Below are 23,231 nucleotides of genomic sequence, written 5' to 3'. Positions count from 1 at the left end.
GGCCGGGCTCAAGCTATGGCTTGCCGAGAGCGCGCCCGCACGCCAGACTCTGGGTATGAGCGAGACGCCCGAGATCAAATCCGCTGAGACCCGGTCCAGCCAGCCCGTCCCGACCCAGCCCCCCGCCATCGGCGCGGGAACGCCGCCGGGCCTGCTCGACCGCACCCTGGACACGCTGCGCGCGGGCTGGCGCGAGATCGCCGCCTCCGCCCGCGGGGTGGTCGGCGCGGCGCCGCGCGCCAATCTGCCCAAGGAAGACGCGGAGCGGCTGAAGGAGCAGATCGAAGCCTGCCTGGAGGGCCGCGGCGGCGAGGTGTCGGCGCGGGCGCGGGCGGCGCAGCTCGGCCGCACCTATCTGGCGCTGGACGGGCAGGGGCGGCGCAATTTCCTGATGATGCTGGCGCGCGATTTCGACGTGGACCGTGTCGCCGTCGATCAGGCGATGGCGACCTTCCAGACGGCGGGCGACCCGGTGTCGCGCGGCCACGCCGAACGCGCTCTGCGCCGCGCGCTGGAGCCGCCGCGGCTGCGGCTGCTCACCCAGTTCAACGGCCTTCCGGAAGGGGTGAAGTTCCTGGTCGACCTGCGCGCCGAGCTGATGGAGATGGCGCGCGGCGAACCGCTGCTCCAGGCCCTGGAGGACGATCTCAAGAGCCTGCTGCGCAACTGGTTCGACGTCGGTTTCCTGGAGATGCGCCGGATCACCTGGGACAGCCCGGCCTCGCTCCTGGAGAAGCTCATCAAGTACGAGGCGGTGCACGAGATCAGCGGTTGGCGGGACCTGAAAGACCGCCTCGACTCCGACCGCCGCTGCTTCGCCTTCTTCCACCCGCGCATGCCGAACGAGCCATTGATCTTCGTCGAGGTCGCGCTGGTCCAGGGCATGTCGGACAACGTCCAGGCGCTGCTCGACCCCTCCGCCCCGGTCTGCGACCCGAAGAGCGCCGACAGCGCCATCTTCTATTCCATCTCCAACGCCCAGGTCGGGCTGGCGGGAATCAGCTTCGGCAACTTCCTGATCAAGCGGGTGGTCGACGGGCTGACCGGGGAATTCCCCAACATCAAATGCTTCGCCACCCTGTCGCCGATTCCCGGCTTCCGCCGCTGGCTGGACCGGGAACTGGCCGAGCGCGGCGATTCGCTGCTCAGCCCGCCCGAGGCCGAACGCATCGCCGAGGCCATGACCGCGCTTCCGAACGGCGGCGAATCGGACGGGGAGGGCGATCCGGACGAACGGCCGGTGCTGGCCGCCGCCCTGGCTCTGCCCTCCTGGCACGCGCATGACGAGATTCAGAAGCAGCTTCGCGGCCCACTGATGCGGCTGTGCGCCCATTACCTGACGACGGCGCGCGCGTCGGACCGCCGCAGCGAGCGGGCGGGAGCGGCGCCGGCACGGGCGGTCGACCCGGTCGCGCACTTCCATCTGAGCAACGGCGCCCGCATGGAGCGGCTGAACTGGCTGGGCGACCGCTCGGCCAAAGGCGTGCGGCAATCCTGCGGGATGATGATCAACTACCGCTACAAGCTGGGCGAAATCGACGCCAACCACGAGGCTTACCGGGGGGAGGGCAAGGTCAACGCGTCCTCCGCGATCCGGTCGCTGGGAAAGGGGGGCGGATGAGCCGGTTCGCCGCCCGCCGGGGCGCCGTCGTCATCGCGTCCGTCGTCGCGTCCGGCGTCCCCCACCAATGGCGTGCGGAACGGCGCCCATTTTGCCTGTTTGCGGCGCGAACCCTGTGCTATAGAGCGGACTTCGCCGGCAGTCCGTCGGGTGTTCCGCACCCGTCGCGGGCTGTCTATGCCATTGCGGGCGTGGCGGAACTGGTAGACGCGCCGGATTTAGGTTCCGGTGACTTCGGTCGTGGGGGTTCGAGTCCCTTCGCCCGCACCATGGCAACAGCTTGGACCGCATGGGAACACACGGTTTCGGGCCGCCCGGACGGGCGCCGCCGGGCCGGACAACGAGATAGGCTTTCGTTCCGATGAACATCACCGAGACCAGCGCCGACGGCCTGAAGCGCGAGTACAAGGTCGTCATTTCCGCCCAGGATATCGAACAGAAGGTGCAGGGCCGGCTCGAAGAGCTGCGCCGGACGGTGCAGCTCCCCGGCTTCCGTCCGGGCAAGGTGCCGGTTGCCGTGATCAAGCAGCGCTACGGCGGCAGCGTGCTGGCCGAGGCTCTGGAGGATGCGATCGCCGACAGCTCGCGCCAAGCGCTGAACGAGCGCGGCCTGCGCATCGCCATGCAGCCGAAGATCAACGTCGAGAAGTACGAGGACGGCGGCGACCTGTCCTACACCATGGGCGTCGAGCTTCTGCCGGACATCGAGCCGGGCGATCTCAGCGGCCTGGAGCTTGAGAAGCCGGTCGCCACGGTCGAGGACTCGGCCGTCGACGAGGCGCTGACCCGTCTGGCCTCGGCCCATTCGGTGCAGGCCCCGGTCACCGAGGACCGCGCGGCCGAGAAGGGCGACATCGCCGTGATCGACTTCGCCGGTTCGGTCGATGGCGAGGCCCTGCCGGGCATGGACGGCAAGGACTACCCGCTGGAGCTGGGCGCCAACCAGTTCGTTCCGGGCTTCGAGGACCAGCTGGTCGGCGCCAAGGCCGGCGAGCACCGCACGGTGAAGGTCACCTTCCCGGCGGACTACCCGCACGACCGCCTGAAGGGCGCGGACACCGTGTTCGAGGTGGACGTCAAGGAACTCCGCAAGAACGTCCCGGCCGAGGTCAACGACGACCTCGCCAAGGAGTTCGGCATGGAGAGCCTGGAGAAGCTGCGCGAGGCCGTCGGCGACCGCATCAAGAGCGAGTACGCCAACGTGTCGCGCCTGCGCGTCAAGCGCCAGCTCCTCGACAAGCTGGCCGAGGCGCACTCCTTCGAGGTCCCGCCGGGCATGGTGGACGTCGAGTTCGAGGGCATCTGGCAGCGCCTTCAGCAGGAGCTGAAGAATGGCACCGCCGGTGAGGACGCCGGCAAGCCGGAAGAGGAGCTGAAGACCGAGTACCGCGGCATCGCCGAGCGCCGCGTGCGCCTGGGCCTGCTGCTGTCGGAAATCGGCCGCCGCAACGACATCCAGGTGACCCAGGACGAGATCAACCGCGCCCTGATCGCGGAAGCCCGCCGCTTCCCCGGCCAGGAGCGTCAGGTGTTCGAGTTCTTCAAGCAGAACCGGGAAGCGCTGGAAAACCTCCGCGCCCCGCTCTTCGAGGACAAGGTCGTCGACTACATCCTGGACCAGGCCAAGGTGAGCGAGAAGCCGGTGTCCGCCGAAGAGCTGATGAAGGACCCCGACGAGGAGGCCGAGGCGGCCTGATCGTCAGAAAGGTTGAGGGGCGGCCTACCGGTCGCCCCTTTCCATTCCTATATGTAGACTGCTCAGACGACTAACCGAGCTGCGGGAGCAGGGAAGACCACCATGTACGACTTCGAACCGAAGATGAATGCTCTGGTCCCGATGGTCATCGAGCAGACCAACCGGGGCGAACGAGCGTACGATATTTACTCGCGCCTGCTGAAGGAACGGATCATCTTCTTGATCGGTGGCGTGAACGACGCCGTCGCCAGCCTGATCTGCTCGCAGCTGCTGTTCCTGGAATCGGAAAACCCGAGCAAGGACATCGCGCTCTACATCAATTCGCCGGGCGGCTACGTCTCGGCCGGCCTCGCCATCTACGACACCATGCAGTACATCCGTCCACAGGTGTCGACGGTGTGCATGGGGCAGGCGGCCTCGATGGGCTCGCTTCTGCTCGCCGCCGGCGCGCCGGGCAAGCGCTTCTCGCTGCCGAACAGCCGGATCATGATCCACCAGCCGTCGGGCGGCGCCCAGGGCCAGGCCTCGGACATCGAGATCCAGGCCCAGGAGATCCTGAAGCTGCGTTCGCGCCTCAACGACATCTACGTCAAGCACACCGGCCAGTCGCTCGACACCATCGAGGCGGCCATGGAGCGTGACAAGTTCATGTCGCCCGAGGAAGCCAAGGCCTTCGGCCTGATCGACGAGGTCGTGGAAAAGCGCCCCGGCTCGATCGGCGACGGCAACGCCGCCTGATGGGGCGCGCGAACTAATGATTGATTGCGCCGGTTCCCTGTTGTTGAATGATGGGGAACCGGTCCGATGGATCGGGTTCGAAGGATGAGCGGATGCGTTAACCTTGTCACGGGCCATGCCCGGGACAACCTTTGAAAGGACCGGCGTCGGGGGACGCCGCAGGCGGTTGACAGGTTATACGGATCAGTCCCCCGCGAGATGACGGAGTACCGATGAGCAAGTCCAGCAGCGGCGATTCGAAGAACACGCTCTACTGCTCCTTTTGCGGCAAGAGCCAGCACGAGGTCCGCAAGCTGATTGCCGGTCCGACGGTGTTCATCTGCGATGAATGCGTCGAGCTGTGCATGGACATCATTCGCGAGGAGAACAAGACGACCCTCGTGAAGTCCCGCGACGGCGTGCCGACCCCGCGCGACATCCATGCGGTACTGGACGATTACGTGATCGGCCAGCATCACGCGAAACGGGTCCTTTCGGTTGCGGTGCACAATCACTACAAGCGGTTGGCGCACGGCACGAAGCACAACGACGTCGAACTGGCGAAGTCCAACATCCTGCTGGTCGGCCCCACCGGCTGCGGCAAGACGCTGCTCGCCCAGACGCTCGCCCGGATCATCGACGTTCCCTTCACGATGGCCGACGCCACGACCCTGACCGAGGCGGGGTATGTCGGTGAGGACGTCGAGAACATCATCCTCAAGCTGCTCCAGGCCGCCGACTACAACGTCGAGCGGGCGCAGCGCGGCATCGTCTACATCGACGAGGTCGACAAAATCAGCCGCAAGTCCGACAACCCGTCGATCACGCGCGACGTGTCGGGCGAGGGCGTGCAGCAGGCCCTGCTGAAGATCATGGAGGGCACCGTCGCCTCCGTGCCTCCGCAGGGTGGCCGCAAGCATCCGCAGCAGGAGTTCCTGCAGGTCGACACCAGCAACATCCTGTTCATCTGCGGCGGTGCCTTCGCCGGTCTCGACAAGATCATCGCCCAGCGCGGCAAGGGCACCTCGATCGGCTTCGGTGCCGACGTGCGCGGTCCGGACGAGCGCTCGACCGGCGATATCCTGCGCGAGGTCGAGCCCGAGGATCTGCTGAAGTTCGGTCTGATCCCCGAGTTCATCGGCCGTCTGCCGGTGGTCGCCACCCTGGCCGATCTCGACGAGGCGGCTCTGGTGGAGATTCTCACCAAGCCGAAGAACGCCCTGGTCAAGCAGTACCAGCGCCTGTTCGAGATGGAGGACGTCCGTCTGGAGTTCTCCGACGACGCCCTGCGCACCATCTCCCACAAGGCGATCCAGCGGAAGACCGGCGCGCGCGGCCTGCGCTCGATCATGGAGTCGATCCTGCTTGACCCGATGTTCGATCTCCCGGGGCTTTCGGGGGTGGAGAGCATCCTGGTGAACAAGGAAGTGGTCGAGGGGCGGGCCAAGCCGCTCTACGTCCACGCCGAACGCCGCGGGGAGCAACAGGCGCCTGGCGCCTGACCCTCACCGGCGGAGGTTGCGAAAACGAGAAAGGGCGCTTCGGGCGCCCTTTTTCATGCCCGGGCGGGGCCGCTGGTCACATCAACCGGCTCACGTTGCAGATCTTGTACGCGTATCTTACAACATCGCCCTCGCTGCTCATGTCTTCGGTATAGACTTGGCTGTACAATCGCCACCGCCCTTGGACGCGCACGCCGACGAGTGAGCATTTGGCTTGATCTCCGAAGGCGCGATACCGGCTGGGCCCGTAAATTGAGAAATCGGGGTTGAGGTTGCGCAGTTCCGCCGCCGTGGCGTCTTCTGTCATTCCCTCGATGTTGCACAAATTCGCGTGAGCGACGCTGACTGTCTGGTTCGCCTTGGCGGCCCAGCCGAAGGAGCAGCCGTCCATGGTCGCGTTGAAGAACAGGTCGGCGCCATCGCCCAAGGTGATCTGGGTGATCTTGTCTGAAATCCAGGGAAGATAGTAGGCGCACCAGCTCGGCGTGGGCGTCGTCATGGGGCGCAAACCCAGGTCGGGGCTTGTGAGGCAATAAGCGCCGGCGACGCTCCACTCCCAATCCTTTCTGAAAAATCCCAACAGTCTTGACCGGCGGCTGACCGTGTAATTCTTCCTGTAGACCTCCCGGTTGACCGTCTCGACATGCAATTCCCGCCTCTGGTCGAGCAGGTAGAAAAACGGAGACTTGTATATTTCAGGCAAGTCGGAGCGGTTCATCTGCTGCGTCGGATAGCAGACGATGTTGTTCCCAAGGAAGCCGTCGGCATCGGCAACCAGTTGGTTTCGCAGATCCGCGGGCGCGCATCTTTTCATGAAAAGCTCCTTCGAACCGCCGCCACCGGCAGAGGTGTGGCATCGGTGGAAGGACGGTCAGGCCGACGGCGCCGTGAAGGCGCAGCCGCGTCGTGACAAGGGTTAAGCCCTTGCCGCACCGCCATACGGAATTGGGGTTCTGGCCCTTGAAGGGGGGCTATGGCTGTGCCACGTTAGAAAAAGTGCCGGTTTCCGATCCCTGCGCTCATCCCCGAGGCGGGGTTCCTCCCAGGCCCATCCCGGGCTGACGGCGTCCCAATGAAAGAGGCCCAATCAATGTTCGAAATCCCTCGTGGTGCCCTCTATCCGGTCCTGCCGCTCCGCGACATTGTGGTTTTCCCCCACATGATCGTGCCTCTTTTCGTCGGCCGCGAGAAATCCGTGCGCGCCCTGGAAGACGTTATGAAGGACGACAAGCAGATCCTTCTCGTTACCCAGAAGAACGCCGCGCAGGACGATCCGACGCCGGCCGATATCTACAGCGTCGGCACCGTTGGGACCGTGTTGCAGCTGCTGAAGCTGCCGGACGGAACGGTGAAGGTGCTGGTGGAGGGCGGCCAGCGCGCGTCCATCACCAAGTTCGCCGAGAACGAGGATTTCTTCCAGGCCCACGCCGACCTCGTCGAGGAGAAGGTCGGGGAAAGCCAGGAGCTTGAAGCGCTGGGCCGGGCCGTCGTCTCGCAATTCGAACAGTACATCAAGCTGAACAAGAAGATCCCGCCGGAGGTCCTGGTCTCGATCAACCAGATCGAGGAGCCGGGCAAGCTGGCGGACACCGTGGCCTCCCACCTCGCGCTGAAGATTCCGGAGAAGCAGCAGCTTCTGGAATGCGCCACGGTGTCGGAGCGTCTGGAGCGGGTCTACGCCTTCATGGAAGGTGAGATCGGCGTCCTGCAGGTGGAAAAGCGCATCCGCAACCGCGTCAAGCGGCAGATGGAGAAGACCCAGCGCGAGTACTACCTCAACGAACAGCTCAAGGCGATCCAGAAGGAACTCGGCGAGACCGAGGACGGCCGCGACGAGTCGGCCGAACTGGAAGAGAAGATCAACAAGACCCGCTTCTCCAAGGAAGCCCGCGACAAGGCACTGGCCGAGCTGAAGAAGCTGCGTTCCATGAGCCCGATGTCGGCCGAGGCGACGGTGGTGCGCAACTACCTGGACTGGATGCTGTCCATTCCGTGGAAGAAGCGCACCAAGGTGAAGAAGGACCTGAAGCTCGCGCAGAAGATCCTCGACGCCGACCATTACGGCCTGGAGAAGGTCAAGGAACGCATCCTCGAGTATCTTGCGGTCCAGAACCGCATGAACAAGGTGAAGGGGCCGATTCTCTGCCTCGTCGGGCCGCCCGGCGTCGGCAAGACCTCGCTCGGCAAGTCGATCGCCAAGTCCACGGGGCGCAACTTCGTGCGCATGTCGCTCGGCGGCGTGCGGGACGAGGCCGAGGTCCGTGGTCACCGGCGCACCTACATCGGCTCGATGCCCGGCAAGGTCATCCAGGGCATGAAGAAGGCGAAGTCATCCAACCCGCTGTTCCTGCTGGACGAGATCGACAAGCTCGGCGCCGACTGGCGCGGCGACCCGTCGTCGGCCCTGCTGGAGGTCCTCGACCCCGAGCAGAACGGCACCTTCAACGACCACTACCTGGAGGTCGACTACGACCTGTCGGACGTGATGTTCGTCTGCACGGCCAACACGATGCGCATGCCGCAGCCGCTGCTGGACCGTATGGAGATCATCCGGGTCGCCGGCTACACCGAGGACGAAAAGGTCGAAATCTCCAAGCGTCACCTGATCGAGAAGCAGATCGAGGCGAACGGCCTGAAGAAGGGTGAATTCACGATCTCCGACGACGCGATGCGCGACCTGATCCGCTACTACACGCGGGAGGCCGGCGTCCGCAGTCTGGAGCGCGAGATCGCCAATCTCTGCCGCAAGGCCGTGAAGGAGATCCTGATGAAGGGCTCCGCCGGCGCCAAGGTCTCGGTCACCCGCCGGAACCTGGATAAGTACGCCGGCGTCCGTCGCTTCCACTTCGGCGAGGCGGAGCTTGAGGATCTGGTGGGCGTCACCACCGGGCTGGCCTGGACGGAAGTCGGCGGCGAGCTGCTGTCGATCGAGGCGGTCAGCCTCCCTGGCAAGGGGCGTGTGACCACCACCGGCAAGCTGGGCGACGTCATGAAGGAGTCGGTCCAGGCGGCGGAGAGCTACGTCAAGTCGCGGGCCACCGCCTTCGGCATCAAGCCGACGCTCTTCGAGAAGCGGGACATCCACGTCCACGTGCCCGAGGGCGCCACCCCAAAGGACGGCCCGTCGGCGGGTGTGGCGATGATCACCTCGATCGTCTCGGTCCTGACCGGCATCGCGGTCCGCAAGGACGTGGCGATGACCGGCGAGATCACCCTGCGCGGCCGGGTGCTCCCGATCGGCGGTCTGAAGGAGAAGCTGCTGGCCGCTCTGCGCGGCGGCCTGAAGCATGTGCTGATCCCGAAGGACAACGAGAAGGATCTCGCCGACATCCCGGACAACGTGAAGCGCGGCCTGGAAATCATTCCGGTCAGCACCGTCGACGACGTCCTGAAACACGCCCTGGTTCGGGAAGTCGAGCCCATTGAGTGGAAGGAACCGGAGGCGGTCGAGCCGGCGGTCGCCAAGCCGCAGACCGACGGCGGAGGCGAGGTGCTTCGTCACTGATCGAGTCCGGCGTTTAAAGCACCTTTAAAGCGCTACCATGCTTCGCATCGCCCGCCCGTCTGCAATTGACGGGCGGGCGATGTCGCGTTTATCGTTTGAATGCGTGAAATCATTGGGCGGCTTTGCTTCCATTTTCTTTGCCGGTTTGAGAAGGGGGGAAGTAAGTGAACAAGAACGATCTGGTGGCGCACGTCGCCGACGCCGTGGGTTTGTCCAAAACCGATGCGACCAAGGCGGTCGACGCCGTTTTCGACGGCATCGCCGACTCGCTCAAGAACGGGGAGGAGGTTCGTCTGGTCGGCTTCGGCACATTCGCGGTCTCCGAGCGCGCGGCCAGCGAGGGACGCAACCCGCGCACCGGCGAGAAGATCGCCATTCCCGCGTCAAAACAACCGAAGTTCAAACCGGGCAAGACCCTGAAGGACGGGTTGAAGTGATGACGCCTTGAACGGACAGGGCATTCCGGGCATAGTGCGCGCCGGTCAGCACAAGCTGGCCGGCTTTGCGTTGTCTGGAACGCCAATCCGGTCAACGACGCGGCGCGGGCGATTAGCTCAGCGGTAGAGCATCTCGTTTACACCGAGAGGGTCGGGGGTTCGAAGCCCTCATCGCCCACCATCGCGCCCGGTCCTTCCGGCACGTCCCTTTCAAATTCGTGATTGACAGGTTATGCGTCGGGCGGCTAGAAACCGCCCATCGGCGACGGGGCGTGGCTCCGGAAACTGCGCTGCGATCCTATGACACGGACGCCTGTTCTTGCGCATTTCACTTCGCCGCGTTGCGCGGGTGTAGCTCAGTTGGTTAGAGCGCCGGCCTGTCACGCCGGAGGCCGCGGGTTCAAGTCCCGTCACTCGCGCCATTCTCTCCCTCTGCATTCTCCTTTTTGCAAAGAAAACGAAGCCTTCACGGCTTTACCGGCAGGTCCGCGGTCCCTATATCCGATTAGCTCGACCCGCATATCCGATAAGCCGGATAGAGAGAAGGGTCATTTAAAAAGTTTGGTAATACCAAGGACATCCGCTCATTTCCGCAGAGTGGATTCGTTGGCCGAAAGCGATTTAAAGCGCTTTCCTTGATCACGCTCTCGTCATATATTCCGCCCCGTCTGATGGGCTAATCCAAGGCATTCCAGCCACGACACCGCGCGTCGGCCGATTACGGGCCGTACCGGCGATCGTGGCGTGGGCTTATGGGAGGACCGCGGTGACCAACCCGCTGATCATTGAGTACCTTCCGATCCTGGTGTTCCTGTTGATCGGTATCGCGCTGGCCGTGGTGATGGTTGGCGCGTCTTACGTCATCAGCCCGAAGAATCCGGATTCGGAGAAGCTCTCCCCCTACGAGTGCGGCTTCGAGCCGTTCGAGGATGCCCGCACGAAGTTCGACGTGCGGTTTTACCTGGTCTCCATCCTGTTCATCATCTTCGACCTCGAGGTCGCCTTCCTGTTCCCGTGGGCCGTGGCGCTCGGGGACATCGGCCTCTTCGGTTTCTGGTCGATGATCGTGTTCCTTGGGATCCTGACCATCGGCTTCATCTATGAGTGGAAGAAAGGAGCTCTGGAATGGGAGTAGAGGCTGCCAAGCTGGCGCCGATTCCGCCCGGACCGGAACAGGACGCCTATCTCCGCGCGGTCACCGAGGAGATCCAGGAAAAGGGCTTCATCACGGCGAAGTACGAGGATGTGCTCGCCTGGGCCCGCACCGGTTCCCTGTGGCCGATGACCTTCGGTCTGGCCTGCTGCGCGGTGGAGATGATCCACGCCTACATGAGCCGGTACGACCTGGACCGTTTCGGCGTCATTCCGCGCCCCAGCCCGCGCCAGTCCGACTGCATGATCGTGGCCGGCACGCTGACCAACAAGATGGCCCCCGCGCTGCGCAAGGTCTATGACCAGATGCCGGAACCGCGCTGGGTGATCTCGATGGGCTCCTGCGCCAACGGCGGCGGCTACTATCACTATTCCTACTCGGTGGTGCGCGGCTGCGACCGGATCGTTCCGGTCGATATTTACGTGCCGGGCTGTCCTCCGACCGCGGAAGCGCTGGTCTACGGCATTCTGCAACTCCAAAAGAAGATCCGGCGCGGCAACCGCATCGCTCGCTGAATAAGAAAAAGGCAGGTCCTGGCCATGTCCGAACAGGCGTTGAAGGAACTTGGGGACCATATCGCCGCGACGCTCGGCGATGACGTCCTGAAGGTCGAGCTGAAGCTTGGCGAGCTGATGGTGACCGTCCGCCGGCCCTCGCTCATCAAGTCGCTCACCTTCCTGCGTGACGATCCGACCTGCTCGTTCGAGCAGCTGCTCGACGTCACCGCTGTGGATTGGCCGGAGCGGGAGGAACGCTTCGAGGTCGTCTACATCCTTTTGAGCTACAAGCACAATCGGCGCCTCCGCGTGAAGGTCACCACCGACGAGGACACTCCCGTGGCCTCGGCCGTGCCGGTGTACAACGCGGCCGGCTGGTTCGAGCGTGAAACCTGGGACATGTTCGGGATCTTCTTCTCCGACCATCCGGATCTGCGCCGCATCCTGACCGACTATGGTTTCGAAGGTCACCCGTTGCGCAAAGACTTCCCGATGACGGGCTATGTCGAGTGCCGCTACGACGAGGACCAGAAGCGCGTCGTCTACGAACCCGTCCGCCTGACGCAGGATTTCCGCAGCTTCGACTTCCTGTCGCCCTGGGAAGGCATGACGAACGTGATGCTGCCCGGCGACGAGAAGGCCCAGGCCCCTGACTCCGGGAGCAAGCCGTGACCATCGCCACGTCCGCACACCCCGCCGCCGGCCAGTCCGGCGGCAAGACCCAGATCAAGCCCTACACCATGAACTTCGGGCCGCAGCACCCTGCGGCCCACGGCGTGTTGCGTCTGGTGATGGAGCTGAACGGCGAAGTCGTCGAGCGCTGCGACCCGCACATCGGCCTGCTGCACCGCGGCACCGAGAAGCTGATCGAGTACAAGACCTACCTGCAGGCCGTTCCGTATTTCGACCGCCTGGACTACGTCAGCCCGATGTGCATGGAGCACGCCTATGTGCTTGGCATCGAGAACCTGCTGCAGATCAAGGCGCCGCTGCGCGCCCAGTACATCCGCGTCCTCTTCTCCGAGATCACGCGCATCCTGAACCACATCCTGTCGATCACCACCGGCGCGCTCGACGTCGGCGCGATCACGCCGGCGCTGTGGGGTTTCGAGGAACGCGAGATCCTCATGGAGTTCTACGAGCGTGTGTGCGGCGCGCGCCTCCATGCGAACTATTTCCGTCCCGGCGGCGTCGCCTGGGATCTGCCCGCTGGCCTGACCGACGACATCTGGGAGTTCACGGAGCGCTTCCCGAAGTTTGTTGACGACATTGACAATCTGCTGACGAACAATCGCATTTTCAAGCAGCGGACCGTCGACATCGGCGTCGTCACCAAGGAAGAGGCGTTCAACTGGGGCTTCACCGGCCCGATGCTGCGCGGCTCGGGCGTCGCCTGGGACCTGCGCAAGTCGCAGCCCTACGAAGTCTACGACCGCATGGACTTTGACGTGCCGGTGGGCCTGACCGGCGACTGCTGGGCGCGCTACCTCGTCCGCATGGAGGAGATGCGCCAGTCCAACCGCATGATCCGCCAGTGCCTGAAGGAGCTTCCCGACGGCCCGGTGCGCGCGGAGGAGCGCAAGGTCTCCCCGCCGCCGCGCGGCGAGATGAAGCGGTCGATGGAAGCGCTGATCCATCACTTCAAGCTCTTCACCGAGGGCTTCCACGTCCCGGCGGGCGAAACCTACACCGCCATCGAGGCGCCAAAGGGCGAGTTCGGCGTGTATCTGGTGTCGGACGGCACGAACAAGCCGTACCGCTGCAAGATCCGCGCGCCAGGCTTCGCCCACCTGCAGGGCCTCGACTTCATGTCGAAGGGCCACATGCTGGCCGATGCGGTGGCCAACATCGCGTCCATGGACATCGTGTTCGGAGAAATTGACCGATGAGCGCCCCGGCTCACGACCCGGCCAAGGAGCCGGCCTCCTTCGCCTTCAATCCGGAAAACCTGGACCGGGCGAAGGCCATCATCGCGAAGTATCCGGCGGGCAAGCAGGCCAGCGCCTGCATGCCGCTGCTCGATCTGGCCCAGCGCCAGAGCGATGGCTGGCTGCCGCGCGTCGCCATGGACGCCGTCGCCGACCTGCTCGGCATGCCGCGCATCCGCGTGTACGAGGTCGCGACCTTCTACACGATGTACAACAAGACCCCGGTCGGGAAGCACGTCATCCAGGTCTGCACGACCACGCCGTGCTGGCTGCGCGGGTCGGACGACATCGTGCATACCTGCGAGCGCAAGCTGGGCATCGGCGTCGGCGAGACCACCGCGGACGGCCAGTTCACGCTGCGCGAGGTCGAGTGTTCGGGCGCCTGCGTCAACGCGCCGGTGGTCCAGATCGGCGACGACTATTACGAAGACGTCAGCCCGGAACACATGGAAAAGATCATCGACGCCCTCAAGGGCGGCGAGATCCCCAAGCACGGCTCGCAGATCGGCCGGCAGTCCTCCGAACCGGTGGGCGGCCCGACGACTCTGAAGGCCTTCACCACCACGGCCGATTGAGGGGGATGCGATGCTTCGCGACGAGGACCGCATTTTCACCAACCTGTACGGCTACCAGAGCTTCGGCCTGGACGCCGCCCGGAAGCGTGGTGACTGGGACAACACCAAGGCCCTGATCGCCCAGGGCAAAGAGTGGATCATCGAGCAGGTCAAGGAATCCGGCCTGCGCGGGCGCGGCGGCGCCGGCTTCTCCACCGGCATGAAGTGGTCCTTCATGCCGAAGAACGTGACGGACAAGCCGGTCTACCTCGTCATCAACGCCGACGAGGGCGAGCCGGGCACCTGCAAGGACCGCGACATCCTGCGCCACGATCCGCACAAGCTGATCGAGGGCTGCCTGATCGCCGGTTTCGCCATCGGCGCGTCGGCCTGCTACATCTACATCCGCGGTGAGTTCTACAACGAGGGCTCCAACGTCCAGCGCGCCATCGACGAGGCGTACGAGGCGGGGCTGATCGGCAAGAACGCCTGCGGCACCGGCTACGACTACGATATCTACATCCACCGCGGCGCGGGTGCGTACATCTGCGGCGAGGAAACCGCGCTCATCGAGTCCATCGAGGGCAAGAAGGGCCAGCCGCGCAACAAGCCGCCGTTCCCCGCCCAGGCCGGTCTCTATTCCTGCCCGACCACGGTGAACAACGTCGAATCCATCGCGGTGGTTCCGACCATCCTGCGCCGCGGTGCGGCGTGGTTCGCCGGTCTCGGCCGTCCGAAGAACACCGGCACCAAGCTCTTCTGCATCTCCGGGCACGTCAACAAGCCGTGCAACGTGGAAGAGGAGATGGGCATCCCGCTGAAGGAGCTGATCGAGAAGCACGCCGGCGGCGTGCGCGGCGGGTGGGACAACCTGCTGGCGATCATCCCCGGCGGTTCGTCGGTGCCGCTGCTGCCGAAGTCGATCTGCGACACGGTCCTGATGGACTTCGACAGCCTGCGCGACGTGCGCTCGGGCCTGGGCACCGCGGCGGTGATCGTGATGGACAAGTCCACCGACGTGGTGAAGGCCATCGCCCGCCTGTCCCAGTTCTACGCCCATGAGAGCTGCGGCCAGTGCACGCCGTGCCGCGAGGGCACCGGCTGGATGAACCGCATCATGCAGCGCATGGTGACCGGCAACGCGCGCGTCGAGGAAATCGACATGCTGCTGGAGGTCACCAAGCAGATCGAGGGGCACACCATCTGCGCGCTCGGCGATGCCGCGGCCTGGCCGATCCAGGGCCTGTTCCGGCATTTCCGGCCGGAGGTCGAGCGCCGCATCCTCGACTACCGCAACGCCGCCAAGTCCTTGGCGGCCGAGTAAGGAGCCCGGTTTCCCATGCCGAAACTCACCATCGACGGGATCGAGATCGAAGTCGAGCCGGGCACCTCGATCCTGCAGGCCTGCGAACAGCTGGGCATCGAGATCCCGCGCTTCTGCTACCACGAGCGTCTGAGCGTGCCGGCGAACTGCCGCATGTGCCTCGTGGAGATGGAGCGCGCGCCCAAGCCGGTGGCCGCCTGCGCCATGCCCTGCGGCGACGGGATGGTCGTCAAGACCAACACCGAGCTCGTGCACAAGGCCCGCAAGGGCGTCATGGAATTCCTGCTGATCAACCACCCGCTGGACTGTCCGATCTGCGATCAGGGCGGCGAGTGCGATCTCCAGGACCAGGCGATGGCCTACGGTTTCGACCGTGGTCGCTACGGCGAGAACAAGCGCGCCGTCCAGGACAAGTACATGGGGCCGCTGATCCGGACCGAGATGACGCGCTGCATCCACTGCACGCGCTGCATCCGCTTCGTGAACGAGATCGCCGGCGTTCCCGACCTCGGCGCGGTGAACCGCGGCGAGCATATGGAGATCACCACCTTCGTCGAGAAGGCCATCGGGTCGGAGCTGTCGGGCAACCTCGCCGACGTCTGTCCGGTGGGCGCTCTGCTGTCCAAGCCCTACGCCTTCACGGCCCGCCCGTGGGAGCTGCGCAAGACCGAGACGGTCGACGTGCTGGACGCGGTCGGCTCGAACATCCGCGTCGACACCCGCGGTCCCGAGGTGATGCGCGTCCTGCCGCGCGTCAACGAGGACGTCAACGAGGAGTGGATCGCCGACAAGACCCGCTTCGCCTATGACGGGCTGAAGCGCCAGCGTCTCGACCGCCCCTACGTCCGCAAGGACGGCAAGCTCCAGCCGGCGACCTGGGCCGAGGCCTTCCAGGCCATCGCCGCCAAGGTCAAGGGCGTCCCGGGCAACCGCATCGCCGCCATCGCGGGCGATCTGGCCGACACCGAGTCCATGCTGGCGCTCAAGGAACTGATGGCCGGCCTCGGCTCGGCCAACATCGACTGCCGCCAGGACGGCGCCCTGTTCGACACCTCGTCCCGCGCGGGCTACCTGTTCAACAGCGGCATCGCCGGGATCGAGCGGGCCGACGTCATCCTGCTGGTCGGCACCAACCCGCGTTGGGAAGCCACCATCGTCAACGCCCGCATCCGCAAGCGCTACCTGATGGGTGGCCTGAAGGTCGCGGTGATCGGCGAGGCCCGCGAGCTGACCTACCCGTACAGCCATCTCGGCACGGGCACCGACGCCCTGCAGCAGCTCGTCGACGGCACGCATGCCTTCGCCGATGCGCTGCGCGGCGCCAAGAACCCGATGGTCATCCTCGGCGCCGGCGCCTTCCGCCGCAAGGACGGCGCCGCTGTTCAAGCCGCGGTGCGCAAGCTGTCCGAGACCTTCAACGTGGTTCAGGACGGCTGGAACGGCTTCAACGTGCTGCACACGGCGGCGTCCCGCGTCGGCGGCCTCGACATCGGCTTCCTGCCGGGCGAGGGCGGTCGCGGCACCGCCGGCATCGTCGAGGGGGCAGGGAAGGGCGAGATCGACGTGGTGTACCTGCTGGGCGCCGACGAGATCGACACCGCCGCTCTGGGCAACGCCTTCGTGGTCTACCAGGGCCACCACGGCGACAAGGGCGCCCACCGCGCCGACGTCATCCTGCCGGGCGCCGCCTACACCGAGAAGAACGCCCTCTACGTCAACACCGAGGGCCGTCCGCAGCAGGCGCGTCTCGCCACCTTCCCGCCCGGCGAGGCGCGGGAGGATTGGAAGATCCTGCGCGCCCTGTCGGAACAGCTCGGCCACAAGCTGCCCTACGACAGCCTGACGCAGATCCGTCGCCGTCTGGCCGAGGTCAACCCGGTCTTCGCGGCGGTCGGTTCGGTCACGCCGGCCCCCTGGACGCGGTTCGGCACGGAGGGCGCGCTCGACGCGGCCCCGCTGCAGTCGCCGGTCGCGAACTACTACATGACCGACCCGATCAGCCGCGCCTCGGTGACCATGGCTCGTTGCGCCGAGACGTTCGTGAAGCCCGCCGTGAAGCCCGCCGAGAGCGCTCAGGAGAGGACCGGTACCCATGGCTGAGTTCTGGAGCGGCTTCCTGCTGCCGCTGATCATCATCGTCCTCAAGATCCTGGCGATCGTAGTGCCGCTCCTGGTGGCCGTGGCCTTCATGACCTACGCCGAGCGTAAGATCATGGGCGCCATGCAGCTCCGCCAGGGCCCGAACATCGTCGGCCCGTTCGGGCTTCTGCAGCCTTTCGCGGACGGCCTGAAGCTGTTCGCGAAGGAGCAGATCCTGCCGGTCGGCGCGAACCGCTTCGTGTTCTATCTGGCCCCGATGCTGACCTTCTTCCTGGCGCTGGTCGCCTGGGCGGTCATTCCCTTCGACTACGGCATGGTGCTGGCCGACATCAACGTCGGCATCCTGTACCTGTTCGCGATCTCGTCGCTGGGCGTGTACGGCATCGTGATGGCCGGCTGGGCGTCGAACTCGCGCTACGCCTTCCTCGGCGCGCTGCGCTCGGCGGCGCAGATGGTGTCCTACGAGGTCTCGATGGGCCTCGTCATCATCTCCGTTCTGCTCTGCGTCGGTTCGCTGAACCTGACGAAGATCGTCGAGGCGCAGGAGACGATCTGGTTCGCCATCCCGCTGCTGCCGATGTTCGTCATCTTCTTCATCTCGGCGCTGGCGGAAACCAACCGGTCCCCCTTCGACCTGCCGGAAGGCGAGTCGGAGCTGGTCGCCGGCTTCATGGTGGAATACAGCTCGGCTCCCTTCGCGCTCTTCTTCCTTGGCGAATACGCCAACATGATCCTGATGAGCGCGATGACCAGCATCCTGTTCCTGGGAGGCTGGCTGCCGCCGCTGCCGTTCGCGCCCTTCACCTGGATCCCCGGCCCGATCTGGTTCGCCCTGAAGATCGCCTTCTGCCTGTTCGTCTATGTGTGGGTCCGCGCGACCATGCCGCGCTACCGCTACGACCAGCTGATGCGTCTGGGGTGGAAGGTGTTCCTGCCGTTCTCGCTGCTGTGGGTCGTGCTGACGGCCGGCGTGCTGGTGACGTTCGGCTGGCTGCCGAAGTGACCGGCGCCTGAACGGACCATCGGATCGAGTTTCAAAGAGAATGCGCGGGCGTCACCCGGAACGGGGCGCCCGCTAGGAAGGAGACGAAGAGGCCATGGCGTTCCTCGATCGTGCGGCGCGCAGCCTGTTCCTGACCGAACTGTTGGGCGGCCTCGGGCTCACCCTGCGCTACATGTTCAAGCCCAAGGTGACCCTGAACTACCCGTTCGAAAAGGGCCCCATCAGCCCCCGCTTCCGCGGCGAGCACGTCCTGCGCCGGTATCCCGGCGGCGAGGAGCGCTGCATCGCCTGCAAGCTGTGCGAGGCGGTGTGTCCGGCCCTGGCCATCACCATCGAGGCCGAACCGCGTGAGGACGGCAGCCGCCGCACCACGCGCTACGACATCGACATGACGAAGTGTATCTACTGCGGCTATTGCCAGGAGGCTTGCCCGGTGGACGCCATCGTGATGGGTCCGAACTTCGAGTTCTCCACCGAGAACCGTGAAGAGCTTTTCTACAACAAGCAGAAGCTGCTGGCGAACGGCGACCGCTGGGAAGCGGAAATCGCCCAGAACCTCGCGGCCGAGGCGCCGTACCGGTAAGTCGTTGCAGTGCGGTAAGCGGAAACGGGGATAACGATGATTGTTCAAGGCATCGCCTTCTACGTCTTTGCCGCGCTGCTGGTGGCCTCCGGTGTGATGGTCATCTCGGCGCGGAATCCGGTTCATTCGGTCCTTTATCTGGTCCTGGCCTTTTTCCAGGCCGCCGGCCTGTGCGTGCTGCTCGGGGCCGAGTTCATCGCGATGATCCTGGTGATCGTCTATGTGGGCGCGGTCGCGGTGCTGTTCCTGTTCGTGGTGATGATGCTCGACATCAACTTCCGCGAGCTGCGGGCGGGCGCGCTCCAGTACCTGCCGATCGGCGGGCTGATCGGCCTCATCCTGCTGGCCGAGCTGGCCGCTGTGCTCGGCGGCTGGATCATCGCGCCGGCGGCGGAGAAAGCCGCCTCGGCGCCGGTCGCGGCGATGGCCGGCGCGACCAACACCGAGCAGCTCGGCCAGCTGATCTACACCCACTACGTCTATCTGTTCCAGGCGTCGGGCATCGTGCTGCTGATCGCCATGATCGGCGCCATCGTCCTGACCCTGCGTCAGCGTGAGGGTGTCCGGAAGCAGAACATCGGCTCCCAGCTCGCCCGTCGGCGCGAGGACGTGGTCGCCATCCGCAAGGTGCCGACCGGGGAGGGCGTGTGATCATGGAAATCGGTCTCGGGCATTATCTGACGGTCTCGGCCATCATCTTCACGCTCGGCGTCCTCGGCATCTTCCTCAACCGGAAGAACGTCATCATCATCCTGATGTCGATCGAGATGATGCTGCTCGCCGTGAACCTGAATCTGGTGTCGTTCTCGGTCTTCCTGAACGATCTGGTCGGGCAGGTCTTCTCCATGATCATCCTGACCGTCGCCGCCGCCGAGGCGGCCATCGGTCTCGCCATCCTGGTGGTGTACTTCCGCAACCGCGGCTCCATCCGGGTCGAAGACATCAATCTGATGAGGGGCTAAGGCAGCGCCATGGAAGTCCTTGTCGTATTCCTCCCGCTCCTGGCGTTCCTCGTCGCGGGTTCCATCGCCCTGTTCGGCGGGCCGAAGGCGGAGCCGGCGCACGCCGGCCACCACGATCATCACGGGCATGACCACGGTCATGGCCATGATGCCCATGCGCACGACGCGCACGCTCACGATGAGCATCACGACGACGGGCACGACGACCATCACGTTGTCGCCGGGCCGCCCACCGTGGGCGACCGCGCCGCGCAGTTCGTCACCACCGGTGCCGTTCTGCTCTCCGCGATCCTGTCCTGGGTGCTGTTCTTCGACGTCGCCGTCGGCGGGCATCCCCGCACGATCGAGCTGATGAGCTGGATGCGCAGCGGCGGCCTGGACGTGTCGTGGGCGCTGCGCGTCGACCAGCTCACCGCGGTCATGCTGGTGGTGGTCAACACCGTGTCGTCGATGGTCCACCTCTACTCCATCGGCTACATGGCCGAGGACCCGCAGAAGCCGCGCTTCATGGGTTACCTGTCGCTGTTCACCTTCGCCATGCTCATGCTGGTGACGGCCGACAACCTCGTGCAGCTCTTCTTCGGCTGGGAGGGCGTGGGTCTCGCCTCCTACCTGCTCATCAACTTCTGGTACGAGAAGCCCTCGGCCAACAACGCGGCGATCAAGGCCTTCCTGGTCAACCGCGTCGGCGACTTCGGCTTCGTGCTCGGCATCTTCGCGATCTTCGTGCTGACGGGCTCCGTCCAGTTCGACGCGATCTTCGCCAAGGCGCCGGAGCTGGCCGGCCAGACGCTGCATTTCCTCAGCTGGAACTTTGACGCGCTGACCGTCACCTGCCTGCTGCTGTTCATCGGCGCCATGGGCAAGTCGGCCCAGCTCGGCCTGCACACCTGGCTGCCGGACGCCATGGAGGGCCCGACCCCGGTGTCGGCGCTCATCCACGCGGCCACCATGGTGACCGCCGGCGTGTTCATGGTCTGCCGCCTGTCCCCGGTCTTCGAATACGCCCCGACGGCGCTGGAGATCGTGGCCGTGGTCGGCGCCCTGACGGCCTTCGTCGCGGCGACCATCGGTTTCACCCAGTTCGACATCAAGCGCGTCATCGCCTATTCGACCATGAGCCAGCTCGGCTACATGTTCTTCGCCGCGGGCGTCTCCGCCTACGGCGCCGCGATGTTCCACCTGTTCACGCACGCCTTCTTCAAGGCTCTGCTGTTCCTCGGCGCCGGCTCGGTGATCCACGCCCTGCACCACGAGCAGGACATGCGCAACATGGGCGGCGTCTGGCGGAAGATTCCCTTCACCTACGCGGTGATGTGGATCGGCAACCTCGCGCTGGCCGGTCTGCCCTTCTTCGCCGGCTACTACTCCAAGGACATGATCCTGGAGGCTGCCTTCGCCTCGGCCAGCCCGGTCGGCAAGTTCGCCTTCGCGCTCGGCATCGCCGCGGCCCTGCTGACCGCCTTCTACTCCTGGCGTCTGCTGTTCATGACCTTCCACGGCAAGCCGCGGATGGAGAAGTCGGTCTTCGACCACGCCCATGAATCGCCGATCGTCATGCTGATCCCGCTGGCCGTCCTGGCGGTGGGCGCGCTGTTCGCCGGCTTCGGCTTCCACGAGCTGTTCATCGGCCACAGCATGGAGCATTTCTGGGGCAAGACCATCCTGGTGCTGGCGGACAACAACAGCATCGAGGCGGCCCACCACCACACCCCGGGCTGGGTCAAGCTGGCTCCGCTGGTCGTCGGCCTGATCGGCATCGCGCTCGCCTACATCATGTACATGGCGATCCCGGGCCTGCCGGAGAAGGTCGCCACCACGTTCCGTGGCGTGCACCAGTTCCTGTACAACAAGTGGTACTTCGACGAGCTGTACGACCGTCTGTTCGTGCGCACGGCCAAGTATCTGGGCTACGGCCTGTGGAAATCCGGCGACGGCGCCGTGATCGATGGTGTCGGTCCGGACGGGATCGCCGCCGCCACCCGCGACGTCGCGGCGCGCGCCAGCCGCCTCCAGTCCGGCTACGTCTATCACTACGCCTTCGCGATGGTGATCGGTGTGGTGCTGCTGGTGGCTTGGCTCTCGGTGTTCGGTTGAGCGGTTTGAAGGGGAACAAGAACAATGGCTAGCTGGCCGCTCCTGTCGTTCACGACCTTCCTGCCGCTGGCCGGTGTGGCGCTGATCCTGCTCTTCTGCAGGGGCAACACGCCGGATGTGGTTCGGAACGTCCGTTACGTCGCGCTCTGGACGACGGTCATCACCTTCGTCCTGTCGCTGTTCATCTGGTTCAACTTCGACCCGCGCAACCCGGGCTACCAGCTCGTGGAAAAGGCGGCGTGGATTCCCGAGTTCGGGATCTCCTACCACATGGGTGTGGATGGCATTTCGATGCTGTTCGTCATCCTCTCCACCTTCCTGATGCCGCTCTGCATCCTCTCCTCCTGGGAGGCGGTGCAGACCCGGGTGAAGGAATACATGATCGCTTTCCTCGTGCTGGAAACCCTCATGGTGGGGATGTTCTGCGCGCTGGACTTCGTCCTCTTCTACATGTTCTTCGAGGGCGTGCTGATCCCGATGTTCCTGATCATCGGTGTCTGGGGCGGGGCGCGGCGCGTCTATGCGGCGTTCAAGTTCTTCCTCTACACGCTGCTCGGCTCGGTCCTGATGCTGCTGGCCATCCTGGCCATGTACTTCGCGGCCGGCACGACGGACATCCCGACGATCACGGCGACCCACTTCCCGCGCAACATGCAGCTCTGGCTGTGGCTGGCCTTCTTCGCGTCCTTCGCGGTGAAGGTGCCGATGTGGCCGGTGCACACCTGGCTCCCCGACGCCCACGTCGAGGCGCCGACCGCCGGGTCGGTCATCCTGGCCGGTGTTCTGCTGAAGATGGGCGGCTACGGCTTCCTGCGCTTCAACATCCCGATGCTGCCCGAGGCGACCGAGTATTTCGCCCCGATGGTCTACGCCCTGTCGATCGTCGCGGTGATCTACACCTCCCTCGTCGCCCTGGCGCAGGAGGACATGAAGAAGCTGATCGCCTACTCGTCCGTCGCCCACATGGGCTTCGTCACCATCGGCATGTTCGCGCTGAACCAGCAGGGCATCGAGGGCTCGATCTTCACGATGCTGTCGCACGGCATCGTCTCGGGCGCGCTCTTCCTCTGCGTCGGCGTCGTCTATGACCGGCTGCACACCCGCGAGATCGCCCGCTACGGCGGTCTGGTGAAGAACATGCCGAAATACGCGGTGGTCTTCCTGTTCATGACCATGGCCTCGGTCGGCCTGCCGGGCACCTCCGGTTTCGTCGGCGAGTTCCTGGTCCTGCTCGGCGCCTTCCGCGACAACACCTGGGTCGCCTTCCTGGCCGCCACCGGCCTGATCCTGGGCCCGGCCTACGCGCTGTGGCTGTTCCGCCGCGTCGTGTACGGCAAGCTGGTCAAGGCGGACGTCCGCGCGATGTTCGACCTGAACACCCGCGAGGTTGCCATCTTCCTGCCGCTGATCGTCGTGGTGCTGTGGATGGGCGTCTACCCGAACAGCTTCCTGAACGTCACCTCGGCGTCGGTCGGGCAGCTGATCCAGACCTACCAGACCAAGCTGGCCGCCGCTCAGGGCGGGGCCGACGTCTCCGTCGCCGCGCGCTAGA

At 65.1% G+C, this 23,231-nt stretch carries 20 protein-coding genes and 3 tRNA genes; 22 read left to right on the top strand and 1 reads right to left on the bottom strand.

Features of this window, described 5'->3' with window-relative positions:
• Positions 1-55: 55 nt before the first annotated feature.
• The 5 genes from ACWPN7_RS12595 (at position 56) to clpX (ending at position 5,536) form a co-directional block, all read left to right on the top strand.
• Positions 56-1,621: a malonyl-CoA decarboxylase gene (locus ACWPN7_RS12595; RefSeq protein WP_459197694.1), complete on the top strand. Its 1,566-nt coding sequence runs from the start codon at positions 56-58 to the stop codon at positions 1,619-1,621.
• Between the two features lie 185 nt (positions 1,622-1,806).
• Positions 1,807-1,891 (top strand) — tRNA-Leu (locus ACWPN7_RS12590).
• Positions 1,892-1,982: 91 nt separating this feature from the next.
• Positions 1,983-3,317, top strand: coding sequence for a trigger factor (tig, locus tag ACWPN7_RS12585; protein ID WP_038528410.1), 1,335 nt, complete (start codon positions 1,983-1,985; stop codon positions 3,315-3,317).
• A 102-nt stretch (positions 3,318-3,419) separates the two neighbouring features.
• Positions 3,420-4,055, top strand: coding sequence for an ATP-dependent Clp endopeptidase proteolytic subunit ClpP (clpP, locus tag ACWPN7_RS12580; RefSeq protein ID WP_038528407.1), 636 nt, complete (start codon positions 3,420-3,422; stop codon positions 4,053-4,055).
• Positions 4,056-4,267: 212 nt separating this feature from the next.
• Positions 4,268-5,536 carry an ATP-dependent Clp protease ATP-binding subunit ClpX gene (gene clpX, locus ACWPN7_RS12575; RefSeq protein WP_038528404.1) on the top strand — a complete coding sequence of 423 codons (1,269 nt, stop codon included), beginning with the start codon at positions 4,268-4,270 and terminating at the stop codon, positions 5,534-5,536.
• A 76-nt stretch (positions 5,537-5,612) separates the two neighbouring features.
• Here the strand turns inward: clpX and ACWPN7_RS12570 are convergent, their stop codons facing one another.
• Entirely contained in the window at positions 5,613-6,350 is a 738-nt protein-coding gene (locus ACWPN7_RS12570) for a hypothetical protein (RefSeq protein WP_459197693.1), read from the bottom strand.
• A 276-nt stretch (positions 6,351-6,626) separates the two neighbouring features.
• Between ACWPN7_RS12570 and lon the strand changes: the two genes are divergently transcribed.
• From lon to ACWPN7_RS12485, 17 genes are all read left to right on the top strand, one after another.
• Positions 6,627-9,041 (top strand): endopeptidase La, encoded by a 2,415-nt coding sequence (lon, locus tag ACWPN7_RS12565; protein ID WP_038528399.1) that lies wholly within the window; start codon positions 6,627-6,629, stop codon positions 9,039-9,041.
• 164 nt (positions 9,042-9,205) lie between these two features.
• Positions 9,206-9,478 (top strand): HU family DNA-binding protein, encoded by a 273-nt coding sequence (locus tag ACWPN7_RS12560; protein ID WP_038528397.1) that lies wholly within the window; start codon positions 9,206-9,208, stop codon positions 9,476-9,478.
• Between the two features lie 106 nt (positions 9,479-9,584).
• Positions 9,585-9,659, top strand: a tRNA-Val gene (locus tag ACWPN7_RS12555).
• Positions 9,660-9,823: 164 nt separating this feature from the next.
• Positions 9,824-9,900 (top strand) — tRNA-Asp (locus ACWPN7_RS12550).
• Between the two features lie 344 nt (positions 9,901-10,244).
• Complete coding sequence (locus ACWPN7_RS12545) at positions 10,245-10,613, top strand: NADH-quinone oxidoreductase subunit A (RefSeq protein ID WP_014240120.1); 369 nt, start codon at positions 10,245-10,247, stop codon at positions 10,611-10,613.
• On the top strand, positions 10,604-11,146 hold the full coding sequence (locus ACWPN7_RS12540) for a NuoB/complex I 20 kDa subunit family protein (protein ID WP_014240121.1): 543 nt from the start codon (positions 10,604-10,606) through the stop codon (positions 11,144-11,146). The genes ACWPN7_RS12545 and ACWPN7_RS12540 overlap by 10 nt, the downstream gene beginning before the upstream one ends.
• A 24-nt stretch (positions 11,147-11,170) precedes the next feature.
• Positions 11,171-11,800: an NADH-quinone oxidoreductase subunit C gene (locus ACWPN7_RS12535; RefSeq protein WP_038528393.1), complete on the top strand. Its 630-nt coding sequence runs from the start codon at positions 11,171-11,173 to the stop codon at positions 11,798-11,800.
• Between the two features lie 68 nt (positions 11,801-11,868).
• Positions 11,869-13,017 carry an NADH-quinone oxidoreductase subunit D gene (locus ACWPN7_RS12530; RefSeq protein ID WP_038531004.1) on the top strand — a complete coding sequence of 383 codons (1,149 nt, stop codon included), beginning with the start codon at positions 11,869-11,871 and terminating at the stop codon, positions 13,015-13,017.
• On the top strand, positions 13,014-13,631 hold the full coding sequence (gene nuoE / locus ACWPN7_RS12525) for an NADH-quinone oxidoreductase subunit NuoE (protein ID WP_459197692.1): 618 nt from the start codon (positions 13,014-13,016) through the stop codon (positions 13,629-13,631). The genes ACWPN7_RS12530 and nuoE overlap by 4 nt, the downstream gene beginning before the upstream one ends.
• Before the next feature lie 10 nt (positions 13,632-13,641).
• Positions 13,642-14,934, top strand: coding sequence for an NADH-quinone oxidoreductase subunit NuoF (gene nuoF / locus ACWPN7_RS12520; RefSeq protein ID WP_014240125.1), 1,293 nt, complete (start codon positions 13,642-13,644; stop codon positions 14,932-14,934).
• A 15-nt stretch (positions 14,935-14,949) separates the two neighbouring features.
• Complete coding sequence (nuoG, locus tag ACWPN7_RS12515; RefSeq protein ID WP_456525501.1) at positions 14,950-17,034, top strand: NADH-quinone oxidoreductase subunit NuoG; 2,085 nt, start codon at positions 14,950-14,952, stop codon at positions 17,032-17,034.
• Entirely contained in the window at positions 17,027-18,037 is a 1,011-nt protein-coding gene (gene nuoH, locus ACWPN7_RS12510) for an NADH-quinone oxidoreductase subunit NuoH (protein WP_014240127.1), read from the top strand. Before nuoG ends, nuoH begins: the two co-directional genes overlap by 8 nt.
• Before the next feature lie 94 nt (positions 18,038-18,131).
• Positions 18,132-18,620, top strand: coding sequence for an NADH-quinone oxidoreductase subunit NuoI (gene nuoI, locus ACWPN7_RS12505; RefSeq protein WP_014240128.1), 489 nt, complete (start codon positions 18,132-18,134; stop codon positions 18,618-18,620).
• Positions 18,621-18,656: 36 nt separating this feature from the next.
• The gene (locus ACWPN7_RS12500) at positions 18,657-19,271 is read left to right on the top strand and encodes an NADH-quinone oxidoreductase subunit J (RefSeq protein ID WP_035673018.1); all 615 of its coding nucleotides are present in this window, start codon (positions 18,657-18,659) and stop codon (positions 19,269-19,271) included.
• 2 nt (positions 19,272-19,273) lie between these two features.
• Positions 19,274-19,582, top strand: coding sequence for an NADH-quinone oxidoreductase subunit NuoK (gene nuoK / locus ACWPN7_RS12495; RefSeq protein ID WP_014240130.1), 309 nt, complete (start codon positions 19,274-19,276; stop codon positions 19,580-19,582).
• A gap of 9 nt (positions 19,583-19,591) precedes the next feature.
• Positions 19,592-21,679 carry an NADH-quinone oxidoreductase subunit L gene (gene nuoL / locus ACWPN7_RS12490; protein ID WP_459197690.1) on the top strand — a complete coding sequence of 696 codons (2,088 nt, stop codon included), beginning with the start codon at positions 19,592-19,594 and terminating at the stop codon, positions 21,677-21,679.
• A gap of 24 nt (positions 21,680-21,703) precedes the next feature.
• Positions 21,704-23,230, top strand: coding sequence for an NADH-quinone oxidoreductase subunit M (locus ACWPN7_RS12485; protein WP_014240132.1), 1,527 nt, complete (start codon positions 21,704-21,706; stop codon positions 23,228-23,230).
• Position 23,231: the final 1 nt, after the last annotated feature.

The organism is Azospirillum sp. UENF 312511, assembly GCF_058780635.1.
Note: the sequence above shows the minus strand (reverse complement) of the source record. Positions and strands in the feature narration are given on the sequence as shown.